At 55.5% G+C, this 13,857-nt stretch carries 12 protein-coding genes and 1 pseudogene; 9 read left to right on the forward strand and 4 right to left on the reverse strand.

Annotated elements, in window-relative coordinates:
- Positions 1-316 precede the first annotated feature (316 nt).
- Together AVI_RS10840 and AVI_RS31810 are read right to left on the reverse strand one after the other, a co-directional pair.
- Complete coding sequence (locus AVI_RS10840; RefSeq protein WP_041696747.1) at positions 317-2,044, reverse strand: caspase family protein; 1,728 nt, start codon at positions 2,042-2,044, stop codon at positions 317-319.
- Positions 2,034-2,402, reverse strand: coding sequence for a CHAP domain-containing protein (locus AVI_RS31810; protein WP_080516986.1), 369 nt, complete (start codon positions 2,400-2,402; stop codon positions 2,034-2,036). The genes AVI_RS10840 and AVI_RS31810 overlap by 11 nt, the downstream gene beginning before the upstream one ends.
- Before the next feature lie 63 nt (positions 2,403-2,465).
- On the opposite strand from AVI_RS31810, the gene AVI_RS10850 reads away from it, so the two are divergent.
- Positions 2,466-3,613, forward strand: a protein-coding gene (locus AVI_RS10850) for an IS3 family transposase (RefSeq protein ID WP_085946590.1) whose coding sequence is annotated in 2 segments (ribosomal slippage) — positions 2,466-2,712 and positions 2,712-3,613 — 1,149 coding nt in all. Because the reading frame shifts where the segments join, the coding sequence is not laid out codon by codon here.
- 100 nt (positions 3,614-3,713) lie between these two features.
- Here the strand turns inward: AVI_RS10850 and AVI_RS10855 are convergent.
- Positions 3,714-4,861, reverse strand: a pseudogene (locus AVI_RS10855) (RHE_PE00001 family protein).
- A gap of 162 nt (positions 4,862-5,023) precedes the next feature.
- Here AVI_RS10855 and AVI_RS30535 point away from each other — a divergent pair.
- On the forward strand, positions 5,024-5,407 hold the full coding sequence (locus tag AVI_RS30535) for a hypothetical protein (protein WP_139192552.1): 384 nt from the start codon (positions 5,024-5,026) through the stop codon (positions 5,405-5,407).
- Between the two features lie 212 nt (positions 5,408-5,619).
- Here AVI_RS30535 and AVI_RS31080 read toward each other — a convergent pair whose 3' ends face one another.
- Complete coding sequence (locus AVI_RS31080) at positions 5,620-5,976, reverse strand: hypothetical protein (RefSeq protein ID WP_041696749.1); 357 nt, start codon at positions 5,974-5,976, stop codon at positions 5,620-5,622.
- 630 nt (positions 5,977-6,606) lie between these two features.
- Between AVI_RS31080 and AVI_RS10870 the strand changes: the two genes are divergently transcribed.
- From AVI_RS10870 to AVI_RS10900, 7 genes are all read left to right on the forward strand, one after another.
- On the forward strand, positions 6,607-8,931 hold the full coding sequence (locus AVI_RS10870; RefSeq protein WP_015916409.1) for a type VI secretion system Vgr family protein: 2,325 nt from the start codon (positions 6,607-6,609) through the stop codon (positions 8,929-8,931).
- 5 nt (positions 8,932-8,936) lie between these two features.
- Positions 8,937-10,010, forward strand: a complete 1,074-nt coding sequence (locus AVI_RS10875; protein WP_015916410.1) for a DUF2169 family type VI secretion system accessory protein — start codon at positions 8,937-8,939, stop codon at positions 10,008-10,010.
- Entirely contained in the window at positions 10,003-11,625 is a 1,623-nt protein-coding gene (locus tag AVI_RS10880) for a DUF4150 domain-containing protein (protein ID WP_015916411.1), read from the forward strand. The genes AVI_RS10875 and AVI_RS10880 overlap by 8 nt, the downstream gene beginning before the upstream one ends.
- Before the next feature lie 9 nt (positions 11,626-11,634).
- The gene (locus tag AVI_RS10885; RefSeq protein ID WP_071203583.1) at positions 11,635-12,081 is read left to right on the forward strand and encodes a hypothetical protein; all 447 of its coding nucleotides are present in this window, start codon (positions 11,635-11,637) and stop codon (positions 12,079-12,081) included.
- 290 nt (positions 12,082-12,371) lie between these two features.
- A complete protein-coding gene (locus AVI_RS10890; protein ID WP_234895236.1) occupies positions 12,372-12,818 on the forward strand; it encodes an AP2 domain-containing protein in 447 nt (148 codons plus the stop codon).
- A gap of 92 nt (positions 12,819-12,910) precedes the next feature.
- The gene (locus AVI_RS10895) at positions 12,911-13,360 is read left to right on the forward strand and encodes a hypothetical protein (protein WP_187152355.1); all 450 of its coding nucleotides are present in this window, start codon (positions 12,911-12,913) and stop codon (positions 13,358-13,360) included.
- 287 nt (positions 13,361-13,647) lie between these two features.
- Entirely contained in the window at positions 13,648-13,839 is a 192-nt protein-coding gene (locus AVI_RS10900) for a hypothetical protein (protein ID WP_041696755.1), read from the forward strand.
- Positions 13,840-13,857: the final 18 nt, after the last annotated feature.

Genomic DNA, 13,857 nt, shown 5'->3' on the forward strand with positions numbered 1-13,857 from the left:
TGGGAGAGTATTGAGTGATGGAATTATGGCTTGCGCGAATATGTTCTTCGTTGTTGGCGGGAATAGCAATCGGACTGGCATACGCGGTCCTGAACAAAAAAAATGCGTATTCAACCTCGTTCGTTCACTCCTGGAGCGATCACGACGCTTGGTTCGTTGGATGAAGTCGAGGAGGTTGCGATATCTCGACAAAATCGCTTCCGAGGAAGCTTTGACAAAGATGACGACTAGGGACTAGCCGATGCGGCATTGGCTATTTTACTTTTTGCCCCAACCAACAACGGCTTCAGCGTGAGATCTTTAGCAGCTTTTTCGCCTAGCGCCTTTTCCAACTCCGCCAGCAATCCATCCTTGTCTTGAAGGACCAATCGGTTTGGTTGCTTACCCAACGCCTGCGACACGCCCACCTGAAATCTATAGCTTTTCGCACTAAAGTGGGTAAGCAAAATATGCACGGTCGTGTCCTGTTTCTCACCAGGCATCTGTGCGATAAACTTTTCCAAATCGATGCGAGATTGATGTCGATCGGGCGTGTTATCCGATGAGAGACGATTATTAGCCCCCTCAACTGACTCTCATCATCCGGGGACAACCGAGCATTTTCCGGGGGAATTACAGTAGCTACAACTCCATTGATTTTATCGGCCAACGCGTTCGCATCTGAAAGAATTTTTATTTGCTGTGCCCTTGCCGACGAGGCGTCTTTTGACGCTTGCTCTGCGGCAAGCTTAGCATCATCCGCTTCGGCTCTCTTAGAGGCGGCCCGCAGGGAAAAATCGCTGTAGGTATCAGGCGATACATCTGCTTTCGCCTGCAGCTCATCCGCTTTTTTGGAAAACACTTCAGCTTTCTCAAAATACTCCGCAGTAATGGCTTTAGCCGCCTGCTCCTTTTGGACCGACTCGTTCGTCAAAATTGGATTTACATCAATATTCCGTGCAATTGCTTTGTTCCAAAGAATTTCATCCGCCGGATTTTTAACCGCTGGCCCGCCCGGCAGATCCAGCCTTGAGAAAAGGATGTCACCTCGCGTGTAGAGCGAGTCAAAGGGCAACCGGCCAAACACCGGGCTGGGCGGCGAATCTACGTTTAGGAGAGCACCTATCAAACTCTTTACGTTGTGCTGCATCCAGATGCCAATTTCGTCTCCACTTGTCCAATAATCCGCATTGAGTTGAACTTTTGGGATTTGGTCGTCCAAAATCTTTGTGAGCAATTGGGCAACTAAGCTCGTGCCGGGGACCGTTTCATTGCTATCGCCAGCGGAAAGAAACTGCCTTCCTCGCGTGAGTGGTTCACCTTCTAGAGCATAGTTCGAGGACTCTATTCCGCTACGCTCCGGAGGGGGTGTCACCAGTTGTCCGTCCTGCCCGATCGTGATTCCTCCAGTATTTTTCTCTGACGGTACCCCGCTAATCGCAGGAGGTGAAACGGACAATCCGCGGTATCCGAAAAACGCGCCGGAAAAACACGAATCGAACACAAACATCATATGTTTCGGATCTGGGAATTGCGCCCAAGCTGAGAACATTTGCATAGACAAAGCCTTGGACGACATCTCGTTCTTGGCCGCTTTATCATTTGGCGCATCAACCGGAAGGATATAGCCTAGTGGTTGCCCTTCATCGCGGCTCTCGCCGTGGGAAGAAATATAAACAAAAAGCCGGCTGTCGGTAACCGTACCTCTGTGGCGCATGAAATCGTCAACGGCTTGCTCCAGGTCTTCCGATTTCAGATCAAAATAAAGCTCCACCTTAAAGTGTTGACGCTCCAAAGCCTTGGTAAGGTTTACTAATTCCCTTGGCACTGAGGTCAGAGGCGGTCGGTTAATGTAATTGACCTCACCGATTAAGAGGGCATGACTTTCGGTATAAAGATTCTGCTCTGATCCGCGGATATTTATGTTTAGCGACGTTTTGTCGTCACCGATATCTGTTGTGTACCAAGGCTTCGGATCAGCAGCTAGCGTAGCCTGCGCTGCTACAAATAAAACAGTAACAGCGCAGAATATCGAAGAACAGCGACGTCTTGCCTTATGCGACATGGTGGTAGGAATCGACCCGCAAATCCCCCTTCGCGACAGTGAAGGGCTTCCGGGATATGCGGTTACCCTGGTTGCCGCCCAAACACCAAACTTTCGTTTTGGCATCATCTGCAAAACCATCGAAGAATGCGACGTGACCTTGGCTCGGGTGGCTTAGGTGTTTGAATACAACCAGATCCCCGACAACGGGCGTTGTTGTCGCGGGAAGCGGCGCGAAGCTCCGAAAGGACCTAGAACCGGCATCGTTGGAATAGGCTTTCCCACAATGCTTGAGCACCCAGCATACGAAAGCAGCGCACCAAGCAGTTTCGTCGCCCTGATAAGGAGCCGTTTTGGTTGCCGCGAAAAACGCGATGATTGGCCTGCTGCCGGTTTCATGGACACCGAGTTAAGGTGTTTCCAATGAAACTGGAGCGAAGGAATGCAACGAAGAAAGTTCAGCCGCGAATATAAGCTTGAAGCGGTGAGATTGGTGCGGGAGCGCAGCGTCAGTGTTGCGCAGGCGGCCCGCGACATGGATGTCCACGAGAACGTTTTGCGCAAATGGGTCAAGGAATATGGTTCTGATCCAGTGCAGGCCTTCCCAGGCCATGGCCAAATGAAGCCCGAGCAGCTTGAGATCGAGAGGCTGCGCAAGGAAGTCGCCAAGCTGAAAGCGGAGCGTGATATCTTAAAAAAGGCCGCCGCCTACTTTGCGAAGGACGTGATATGAAGTTCGCGTTCATTGCAAAGCACCGTTCGATCTGGCCGGTGGCATGGCTATGCGAAGCGCTGGGTGTCTCTCGTTCCGGCTTCCATGCCTGGCTCAATCGTTCTCCGAGCCACCATGCCCGGTATGACGAGGTTCTCCTGGACAAGATCAAAGGCAGCTTCAAAGATAGTGACCGCACCTATGGTGCCCGGCGTGTCTGGCACGATCTTCTTGCTGAAGGCTTTTCCTGTGGCCTGCATCATGTCGAACGGCTCATGCGCACGAACGCGCTGAGAGCAAGGCCGAGAAGACGTGGCTTGCCGAAGGATGCCGGCGAACGCTCGGTCATCATGCCGAATGTTCTGGACCGCCAGTTTGCGGCGGACAGGCCGAACCAGAAATGGGTCGCTGATTTTACCTATCTATGGACCGCAGAGGGCTGGCTTTATGTCGCCGCCGTCATCGACCTGTTCTCACGTCGTGTTGTCGGCTGGTCGATGAACTCCAGCATGACCTCCCAGCTCGTGACCGATGCTCTGATCATGGCGATCTGGCGCAGAGGAAAACTGGACGCGTTGCTGCATCACTCGGATCAGGGCAGCCAATATACCAGCGAACAGTTCCAGCGCCTCATGGCCGACCACGGCATCACCTGTTCGATGAGCCGGTCGGGCAATGTCTGGGACAATGCCGCCATGGAAAGCTTCTTCTCATCACTCAAAACGGAAAGGACGGCCCGCAAGGTCTACAGAACCAGGTACGACGCCAAGGCAGATGTGTTCGACTACATCGAGCGCTTCTATAATCCTAAGCGTCGGCATTCGACACTGGGTTATCTCAGCCCGATGGAATTTGAAAACAAGGTGGGATTAGCTTAACTCGGTGTCCGAAAAACCGGAAGCAGGCCACTAAACGCATTTCAATGAAATTATCCGATTATTCAAACGTGCCAACCATGGTCTTCCAATTCTTGCTTGGCTACGCGACGCCCCACGCCTGAAACCTCCCTCTTCCCGTCATCTCGCGCAGACCGAGCTCCAAAACAATCCGCCGCGCCGCCTGCGGCGTGACGTCCAGCGTCTTCGCCACCATCCCGGCCGACACTAATGGCTTAGCCATCACCAGCTCGACCAGCTCCGGCAGCTTTGAAGACGCCCGGCGTCCGTCCAGCTTTCGCTCGAACATCGTGCGCGCCAACGCCAGCCGGTCATGCTCTTTCAGACCCAACTCGGCGGCTGCTAGAAGCCCATGCGCGATCGCGAGCAGTCTGGTCTCCCGGTCGCGATGACGGCGCCGATCGACGGGAATGGTTTTCAGGCCGACATTGATGGCGGCCAAATGGGCGCCGGTGGTGATGCTAGCTTCTCGCAGGATTGAGGCGGCAAACAAGCGGCCGAGCCAAGGGGCGTGCTGAAGGACCGAAAGCTCGTTCCAGGCATCGAGGGCGACGTTCGCCTGCAGCACCCCCGGCAGGTTTTCGGCCTGGTGCACCACGCTCCGCCATTCATCGAGCCTGGAATCCTCGTCCCAGTCGAGATCATAGACGAGCGGATCTTTTTCCGCCGCGCCGCCGCGGCCGGGCCGGGCCGGGTCGCGTTCTCGATCCCTGCTTCGGAGCGGGCCAGCACTGCATCGATTGCGGCGTAGTCAACGCCGGGTAGATTTTCGATGTCGTCGGCGACGTCCCCATCCCCTTCCGGATCGGCCGCGACCGCGCGCCGGGTAACACCGGCGGCTTCCGCCTCGTCGGCGTCAACCGACGTGATCTCCGAGGTATTTCTTCTTAGCGTGCGGATCCCATCAGGCGACAGCGCCCACCCGGGGAGTTGGGCGGCAATGCGCCGGCGGGTTCGCAGCACGTCGCGGGCGATTGTCAGCTCATGGGTGGGTGTGCGAATATCCTTCGTGGCGTCGTGGAGGACGAGGTCTTCGAGGTGGACGAGTTCGCCGTCGATCCACAAGGAGGCGCAGGCATCGGCGAAATAGGACCGTTCGATCCATCCCTGGCCGACCGGCGAACGGGCGATGCGCTCGTGCAAACGCGTCAGAGCGATACCGGCGCGGAATGCCGGCTCCAAAAGCGCTGTAATGCTGATTTTTGCGAGATCGTAAACCATTGAAAACATAGTAAATGATTTACTAAAGGAACTCTATATAAATATTACAGTTCGCCACATGGTAGGGTTGCGCGTTAGTGTTCTAACCATCGATAAGTATCCCTTATCGACCCACATGAGTGAGACAACCTAGTCCAGATAGGCACACTCTTAGCATGCAAAGGAAAACAAATGCTTTTTCATCACCTATTCGAAATTGAAACCGACCTCTTCAAAGGCACCGCGCCACGGCCTGATGCCCTCAACGACCTCATCGGCGGAGATGAATTGGCAGCATGGCTTCATGAACGGCTGAGCGCTAACGAAATCGCTTGCGGCTCCGTCCATGCGGAAGATCATGGATGGGATTTTGAGATTCACTCTGAAGACCGGCGCTACCGCATCGTTTGCTCCTGTGAGTATGAAGAAGAAGGACGTCCCGCCCGAGAGCATTTCATACAGGTCGCCCAAGTCAAGGGCGCAGCAGTCGTACCAGATCCCGTTCTGGCTGCTGTGCGGGGTGTTCTTATGGCGGCGACGGATATTGAGGTCACCGGAGATCAGCCAAAACGCTGACTGTGTCGCAGGCTTCCAAGTCGCGAGTGTCTGCCCGATTTCTGCTGGCGTGACCTTGCCTCGCTTCATATCCGCAGCCGACACAGCGCCTGCAAGGCGATATCATCGAAATTGGGCTGGCCTCGTGATAATCTCGCAATCTGAACTGCGGTTCAATCCTTGGTCTTAGCCCAATCAGAAGCATATATCTTCGACGCTCTGATGCAAACCAGCTACATCTTCCGATAGAAAGATGTTCTGCGAATGCCGACCGCCCTCCAAACATTGACTCTTCCCTCCTGAATGATCAGCGTCGCCTTATGTCTATAACGACGGATTTCATTGCAGAACTCATTTGCGGCGCCAATCGGTTGGACCACCTCGATGCGTTCCAGAAACGAAGATTGCTGGAGCGGGCCGTCATCACCATTCGCGAGATGCGTGAAGCGATCGGCATGATGAGCGGACCTGGGCGGGATGTTGCTTTGGACATTCACACGACGGCTCTGTCCATCCCAAAAGGCTGGCGTACCGATGATCAGGTTCGCGATGCGCTCCTGACCGCCGCCGCCATGATCCGTGATCTTCATATCATTTTGGACAGCAAGACATCCATCAGGATTTCCCCTCTCGCAAGGTAGGATCGGAGAAAGGCTATTAGGCAGCGTGGCTGGACATCCAATTTCGGTCAGTTCCCTCCCCCTCAGTTTCCGGCAACCGCCCGAAGACCTTAGCGCAGGTATTGATGCAGTACCGAGTAAAGTAAGACCGACGCCAACGATAACGCCATGACGAGGATTATCCGCCTGTTTTGTCCGCGCACCTCATGCGGTTCCGGCTGCTTTGCGCCGCAACGCGGACATACCAAACCGACAGGAACCGGTGCTTCACATTTGACACAGGCCACATAAACCAAGCTGCCTCCTCGGACGCCAAAGACGGCGCCGCTCGCCATTGCGAGTAACGCCTTAATAGCACGTCTGGGGCCGATAGATCGAGTCAAGCGGATTGATCCCTAGGACGTTGTCTGCAATCCGATTTCCTGCCTCGCTCTCTGTCGATCAGTTCAGAGCCTAAGCACCACACCAACAAAAAACAGCTCCATACCTTGACCTTTTAGGAAGCTAGCCTATTCTCGCCATCAATGGCGCGATTGAAACAGTATTGTCGCGCCATGGGGCTGTTTTGACGATTTTCGATGACGTTATATGGGGGCATCCATGGACGACGTTCTGTCGCCGACCGATTTCATCCAGGCAAGCCGTGTTCTGAGACTGTCGTCACCTCTGGGTGATGACCAGTTGCTGCCGGAGCGGATGACGGTGGAGGAAGGCGTCAACCGTCTGTTCGAGATTACCCTGTCAGTGCGTGCCAAGCGCGAGGCGGTCAAGCCGGAAGAGCTGATCGGCAAGCTGGTGGATGTGTCGCTGGAGATCCGTCAGGGCGAGTTCGATGAGGGTGGCGTGCGCCGGCCGTTCAATGGCCTGGTCACCAATCTGTCCGAGGGGCCGCCGGTGACACGAGGCCTGCGGTCTTATACGCTGACCATCCGGCCGCAGTTCTGGCTGCTGTCGCGTCGCTCAGACTGCCGCATCTGGCAGAACATGACCTCCATGCAGGTGCTGGAGACGCTGCTGTCGGAACATGGTCTTCCAGCGGCTGCCTATGCACCACTGCACAAAGCACCGCCCGCGCGTGAGTACAGCGTGCAATGGAACGAGACGGATCTCGATTACCTGCTGCGCCGGTTCGAAGAAGACGGGTTGTTCTACTGGTTTGAACATGAGGTGGGCGTCCACCGCATCAAGGTCAGCGACAGCAAGGTCGCCTGGAGCCAGCCTTCGGCCTCTGCGGAAGGTGTCGAGAAGGTAAGATTAGCGCAAGGCTCGTCGGATCGCAACCATATCAACGAGTGGATGCGGCAGTTTGCCTTCATCCCCGGCCAGCGCGCCGGCGCCGACTGGAATTTCGAGACGCCGAGCACCGTGCCACTCAATGTCACGCCATCGCTGATCCAGATGCCGGGGGCGGCCAAGCGCGAGCTTTACGAATATCCCGCCCGCATCAGCGATGTGAAGGAAGCCGAGCAGGCCGAGACCTTCCGCATGCAGGCGGTGGAGGCCGATCATGAGCGGGTGACGGGCAAGTCCAATGTCCGCTTTCTCGAAGCCGGCCGGCGCTTCACGCCCTATGAGGAGCCCCATCCCGAACATCAATACGAAGAGCATGTGATCACCAGCATCACCCACTGGGTGGTCGACCGCTCCTATGAGACGACCGAGAACGATCCGGAATACCGCAACGAATTCGAAGCGATCCCCTCGCGCGTGCCGCTGACCCCGCATCGCGACACCAAGCGCCCGCACATCGAGGGCGCGCAGGTGGCAATCGTCGCCGGTCCCTCCGGTGAAGAGATCCACACGGATCAATATGGCCGCATCAAGGTCTGGTATCCCTGGGACAGGCGGGCGAAGAAGGATGGTTCCGACACCTGCTGGATACGCGTCAACCAAGCCTGGGGCGGTGGCACCTGGGGCGCACAGGTTATTCCCCGCATCGGCATGGAAGTCATGGTCTCGTTCGTGGACGGCGATCCGGACCGGCCGCTGGTCATTGGTGTCGTGCCCAATCCGAAGAACCCCGTGCCCTATGATCTTCCTGCCAACAAGACCCGCATGGTGCTGCGCTCCAACACTCACAAGGGCAGCGGCTTCAACGAGATGACCTTCGAGGACGAGAACGGCAAGGAGAATATGTTCTTCCATGCCCAGAAGGATCAAACGACGCGGGTGCGCAATGACCGCACCAAACGCATCGACCGGCATGAAGTGGCCTCCATCGGTGGCAACCGCGCCGTGGAAGTTTCTGGCAACCAGAAGCACGAAATCGGCGGCTCGGTAAACACCGTCGTTGGCGGCACGGGGCCGATGGCCATGCTCACCATGGCCGGCGTGCAGGCTCTATCGGGCCAGACGGCCGGGCTGCTGGCCCAGGCAGCCCAGATCGCCGGCGGTGGCGGCCCCGGCATTGCCAGTTTTGCCACGTCACTCGCCTCCTCTGCTCTGGGCTTTCTCGGTGCCGGAGGTCTTTCCGCCCGCGAAGGCGTCGTCTCCGGCCCGAGCCCACGCGCGGACGCCGGTACGGCGCTGGCCGGATCTGGCACCGGCGTTGGTTCAGATGCCTCCAGCCTGTTCCCGCTGCCCGGCATCATGAACACCATCGTCAGCAGCTTTAAGTCCGACAGCATCGGCATTGCCCGTGCCGAGCAGATCGGCGTCAGCAAGGTGACGAATGTCGGGCAGACCTCGCTGGAAACCGTCGGCAAGTTCAAGAAAGTCATCGTCGGTGAAGAATTCGTCATCGAATGCGGTGCGTCGAAGTTCATCATGCGCAAGGATGGCACGGTGATCATTCTCGGCACGCAATTCAACTTCACAGCGTCGGGTCCAACCCAGATCAATGGAACTGTCGTGGATCTGAACAAGCCGGGCGGCGGTTTTGAAGAAGCCGACCCCTCAGAGTCCGATTCCACAGCAAAAGGCTGAAGCCGATGACTGTTGATAATCGTACCCCATTTCCCTCGCTTGCCTTCCGTCAGTACAATCTGGCTGGGGAACTGTTGGGCGTCGTGGTTGCACGCGGGACTTTTAAACTCTCCAACGGCGGCCCTTTACAGATTGCGGAACGTCAATATCCGCTTGTGATGTCAGATACCTATGACGGCGATCCACACGAGACGCCAATGGTGGCCTGCACCGACTTAGCCCCGTTCAAACCAACAACGGACGTTACATTTGTCGGGGCTGCATTCGCGCCAGGTGGGAAGCCGGCATCTTCCTGGACCTGCAGTTTGCGTGTTGGACCCGTTGAGAAACGTTTGCGCGTTTATGGCCCCCGCCAATGGCGTGCGAAGACGAGGAAGACGTGGATTGGCCTGCTAGACCGTTCCAAAGAAAATGTTCTTGATGGTTGGGAGTTAACGCCGGGGGAACCCGTTGCCTATGTACCACTCGATTGGCGGCTTGCCTTCGGTGGTAAAAATGACCGCGAGACGATTGAAGCCAATCCGATCGGCATTGGGCTAGTCGATGAGGCCCGCTTCAGAGAGCAGCCCGTATGGCCGGCACCTCAGATTGAAGAGGAAAGCCATCCGATATCCTCCGTAACAGATCGTCCGAGGCCGGCTGGCTTGGCGCCAGTATCACCATTCTGGAAGGATCGGGTATCGCTTGCAGGTACCTACGATGATCTTTGGCTTCAACAAAGACATCCGCTTTTACCGCATGATTTCAATTTCCGGTTTTGGCAAGCGGCCCATCCTGATCTCATTGCGGAAAGCTGGTTAGATGGCAGCGAAAAATTCGCGCTTGAAATGTTATTGCCCAGCCACAGTCGCCTTGAAGGACGACTTCCAAAACTGAAGCTTTCGATCGAAATCGACCAAGGCAACGGGCCAGCCCGTGCGCCGATGGTCTTGGATGGTGTCCATTTCGACATGCGGCCTGGTATCGGGCGTGTGTTTTTAACGTGGCGAGTTGGCTTCCCTTGGGCGCATAGACGGGGGACGCCGAAGCTATTTATCCAGTCTGAAGGCGTGTCGGGGCAGGTCGTTTCCAATGTCTGACGATAATCCTCTTGTTATTAATATCGTCGGCGGAGGTCGTTATGTCGACACACAAGCTATGTCGCCAGCTGAGCTCAGCGCATATAACGCAGCACTGGATAAGGGAAATTCTCTTTATTCATCGGACTTGGAGGGGGCAAAACAAGCTTGGGCCGAGGCGGATAGAATAGCCGCACCTTATATAAAAGAACGCAAGCGCCCACCTCGCCCTGCGGCACCCAGCCCTGCCCCTCCGGAAATAATTCCCGACAATCGTAAAGCAATTGCGGTCTGCCTTTCTCCCGATGTTTGTAAATCGCCTGATGATGCGGTTCCTTATATGTCGTGGGGTACCGCAGATAACGATTACAAGTACTCTCCGAACGTAAGGGCGAATGGTGAGGTTATTAAGCGGTTCGATTCTAAATTTACGACCACGTACGGAGACGAACCCGGCACCGGTCTAGGAGTTAAGTCGGGCACTGTTGGTGATGTTGTCGAGCCGGTTACCTCTTCTCCAATCGTTAACGTCAATGGTATTCCAATTCAGCGTCACGGCGATCGATGCACTTTGAATAAAGGAAATACTGAAGGAGAATATTGTTACGTAAACTCGACAGAAACCCAAAAGGCACCGGACGCCACAGACAACCAGAACAAATCGGTAGTTGCTCAGGGTAAAGCGGAACTTGGTCACTTTTGGGCAGGAATGAAGGCGACCTCCGATGAAGCATCACTAATAGATGGGGCCGCTGGCAAGATCAGCGACTACTACAATGGCAAGGCGTCGGTTTGGGGGGATGTTAAGGGGGCTTACGAAAGCCTGCCCACGGGTGCACAAATCTGGCAAAGTACACAGGACGTTGGAAGCGGCCTGTACAATGTCGGGGAACATGTCGTCAACGATCCAGTCGGCAGCGCGAAGGCGGCTGGAGAGTTCGTTGTTGATGGCGTCAAAGGCGCGGTCAACAGCGTTGAAGAGGGTTACGACAAGCATGGCATGTCAGGTGCGCTTGGCGCTGGAACGGGTGTTTTAGCGAGCATCGTAAGCCCAGGCAAAAAAATCAAGTTGCTAAAAGAAGTAGAAGAAGGACTCGAAGAAGCGGGCAAAATCGGAAAAATTGCCCGCGAACGCCAGCATGTTGAGAAAGCCGAGCATGCTGCGGAAGCGGTAGAGGGCAGCGGCGGGGGACGCGTAACAAATAAGAGGAAACCGACCCGTAATCCGTGCCTGCATTTGGCTAAAGGGGATAAGGACGGACCAGGAGAGTTTCGTGGTGGATCTTACGGCGGGACTAAGGGTGTCGGCGATAAAGAGATGGAATCTAATCATATGCCGCCCAAGTCGGTATCGCCTTTGGGTGAATTACCAAGTCCGTCAATGCAGATGGATAAAGCCGACCACCGCGACGCACTCTCGACTGGGTCTAGTGCGGAAGCGAAAGAGTGGCGGAAAGCTCAGCAAGAGTTGATCGACGCCGGGCAATATCGGGACGCTCTCGCAATGGACATTCGAGATGTTCGCAGGATCGCCCAAAAGGGCGGCGACATCAGGAAATACAATCAGGCAACCCGTGAGTTGCTCGCCTATTATAAATGTCTGCAAGAGCACGGCTGGCTGCCGGGTAAGAAATAGGAGTTGTATATGGACTGGGAAATATTTCCGTTTGAAAGAATGGGGCCGATCCGTTTCGGTATGACAGCCGAGGAAGTCTCAGCAATAGTAGGCGCGCCCGACCGATCGAGTCGAGGCCTAAGACCTGGAAGTTTCAATGAGCAACGAGGCACCAAGGCTCCGATTGTTCGCTATCGCGAAAACCGCGTGAGAGAAATTGAAGCCTTTTACGATCTCGAAAATGTCACGCTCAGGGGCGTTCAGATTTTCCAAGGGAACGGGATTGATGTCCTTCGACAACTAGAGGAAATGAATGGGGGAGCCAGCCTATCAGTTGGGATAGTGTTGTTCGAAAATATCGGGGTCACTACAGGGCGATTAGATGAAGAACCACGCACCGGACATTCAATCACTGCTTTTGCGACTGGTACGTGGAACGGTCTGACAGACGACTTCACGGCCATCACATTCAGGTAATGCTGAATACAATGACTTTTCTGCATAAGGCCGCTGTTTCCGATGGCGCAACTCTAATCCACTGTCGCAGCGTCAACCGTAGTCGAAAGACCTCCGGTCGATGATCTGCCCGCTTCGAATTTAGTTGGCGGAATATCCGAGAATAGAGGATGACCAGAGTAGGACCAAAATCACCTCCAGAAACCCGCTTCCACGAAGAGGCAATGTACGCGATCCATCGGGTTGATACGGATCGACATCGCCAAAACGCTTGGCTGGTTCACCTGACGCGCGGCGGAAAAACGATCCAGATGACGTTCAGCGATGGAACCTACGGCGGCAAGGAACAGGCGCTGGAGGTGGCAAAAGCTTATCGCGATGCAGTGCTGAGGGTTGTGCCGCCCTTGACTAACAAGGATATGCGCATGCTGGTGCGCAAGAACAGGTCCGAAGGCAGCAGTGTACCGGGTGTCTATTACATCGAACGCGCCGGGGCGCATAAATCCGACATCTGGATGGCCCGTATCGAGATCGCCGTTGATGACGACACGCCGGTCCCTGCGGGAAAGCGCCGCCGCCGGCAGTTCACGCGATCGTTCAATGTCGCCAAATACGGATACGAAGAAGCGCGGCGCATGGCCGAGGAGGAGCGTATCCGCATGGTGCTGGCCGTCGAAAACGGCGAAGATCCGGCCCTGCGCAGTCCGCAGGCCGTGACGCTGCATCAAAAGCTTACCTTTGACGAGAGCGCTGATTAGAGACTGCTATGCTCCAGCATCACTGAGGACCGACATTGGCACTGTTTGCAGCAATTTCTCATCGCCTCCCGCTCTGGCTGACTGTCGCCGTCATGATCAATCTGATTGCAGCGATCGAAGCCCGAGCGAATGAGATAACCATCGCGCAGGCCCTCGATGTCTGCCGATCAGCCACTGTCCAAGAGGCAACGCAAAAGGGAGATCTGCTTGGCTGGCCGCGGATGCCGGAAGACAAGAATTGGAAATCGTCTTATGAGACCTATAACAAGGTCACCGTCGAGGTCGTCGGATGGCGCGACGAGACCGCAGGAAGCAGCTTAAGTTTCTGGATCGCCAAAGGCGTCAATCCGGGCAAGGCGTGCAATTATAGCCCCACCAACAAAGATACCCTGCTCGCAGACATGAAAGCCGTCATTGGCGCACCCCAGGACGAGGATCATAACGAGATAGTCAATACCGCCTATTGGCGGTTACCCAGTGCCGAAATCTATTTCACGAAGGTCGGCTCAACGGCGAGTTTTACGATGAGCGACAGAAAATGAAACGAAGCCTATGGATAGCCTTCCTTGTCGCCCCGCTTTGGGCGCCATTATGCTTCACAGGCTACTCATTCATCAGGGCACCTGCAGACCCAATTTTGGCGGGAATGTCGACGGCAGAGATCGTCACAACCTCCTTGGCGGTCACAGTGCCGATGGCGTACATCGTCATGCTCGTGGTTGGTCTTCCCGTGCATCTGATCCTGAGCAGGCGAAGGTACAGACGGGCAGTGCATTATGCTGTTAGCGGATTTTGTGCAGGCGTCATTCTCAGATGTATTGGCATAGCCATGACTTGGTTCTCGTTCGTCATACAAAACCATCTTGGGGCGGGCATTGTCAGGAAGGAAGTCAGTGATGCTTTCTTCCACGAGCCGATCCGGTTGCTGGCGCCCGGTTTCGTCGGCCTGTTCGTCGCAGTAACGTTCTGGGGCATCGCCCGCCCAAATCGTGCCGAGAACGCCAGTGTCGCGGAGACATAGAGGTCTCAAATGTTTCGC

This window comes from Allorhizobium ampelinum S4, assembly GCF_000016285.1.
Lineage (GTDB): Bacteria > Pseudomonadota > Alphaproteobacteria > Rhizobiales > Rhizobiaceae > Allorhizobium > Allorhizobium ampelinum.